Raw genomic sequence first — 881 nt, forward strand, 5'->3', positions numbered from 1 at the left:
TAAAGATGTGGACACCGAGTGTGTTGCAGAAGAAGGCCAAGACATTGTTGACCGCATGCAACGCGCGAAATTGGGTACGCTGGTTATCTACATGGCCGCAGGTTTAACACTGATGATGTTGATTCCTAACCCACTATGGGGCCGCCTATTGTTCCTTGCCTGTGCAGCGTCAGTCTTTGCTGTGGGCTACGGCTTGAAGAAGAGTGCCAAGCTAGACACGCAGCCCTCTAAAGTAGCCGCGACAACGACCCAATAATCTGAATTTTTGTTTTGGCTGCCCTCGCTTGGGCAGCCCTTTTGTGGAGATATATTATGGCTAAAGGTGATGTGATTACTCTCAACTTCGAAACGTTTGTTGATAGTGATACCCAAGTGAAAGTGACGCGATTAACGCCAACGGACGTGATTTGTCACCGTAACTACTTTTACCAGAAGTGCTTTACTCAGGATGGAAAAAAGCTGCTGTTTGCAGGTGATTTCGACGGAAATCGCAACTATTACCTGCTTAACCTTGAAACGCAACAAGCAGTCCAACTGACGGAAGGTAAAGGTGACAACACCTTTGGCGGTTTTATTTCGACGGATGAGCGTGCATTTTTCTACGTGAAAAACGAACTGAATTTGATGAAAGTCGATTTAGAAACGCTGGAAGAACAAGTCATTTATACGGTCGATGAAGAGTGGAAAGGCTACGGTACTTGGGTGGCAAATTCTGACTGTACCAAGTTAGTCGGCATCGAGATTTTAAAACGTGATTGGCAACCGCTGACATCGTGGGAAAAGTTTGCCGAGTTCTACCACACCAATCCAACTTGTCGCTTAATTAAAGTGGATATCGAAACCGGTGAGCTGGAGGTGATCCATCAAGACACTGCGTGGCT

1 protein-coding gene and 1 pseudogene are annotated in these 881 nt (G+C 46.3%); both read left to right on the forward strand.

Annotated elements, in window-relative coordinates; genetic code table 11:
• Window positions 1–256, forward strand: a pseudogene (locus tag R8O10_RS24310) (transporter); the annotation flags it as partial.
• 56 nt (window positions 257–312) lie between these two features.
• On the forward strand, window positions 313–881 hold a 569-nt coding region (locus tag R8O10_RS24315; RefSeq protein ID WP_318191830.1), incomplete at its 3' end, for an oligogalacturonate lyase family protein.

Source organism: Vibrio sp. 1727 (genome assembly GCF_033344415.1).
In the GTDB taxonomy this organism is placed as follows: Bacteria; Pseudomonadota; Gammaproteobacteria; order Enterobacterales; family Vibrionaceae; genus Vibrio; species Vibrio alginolyticus.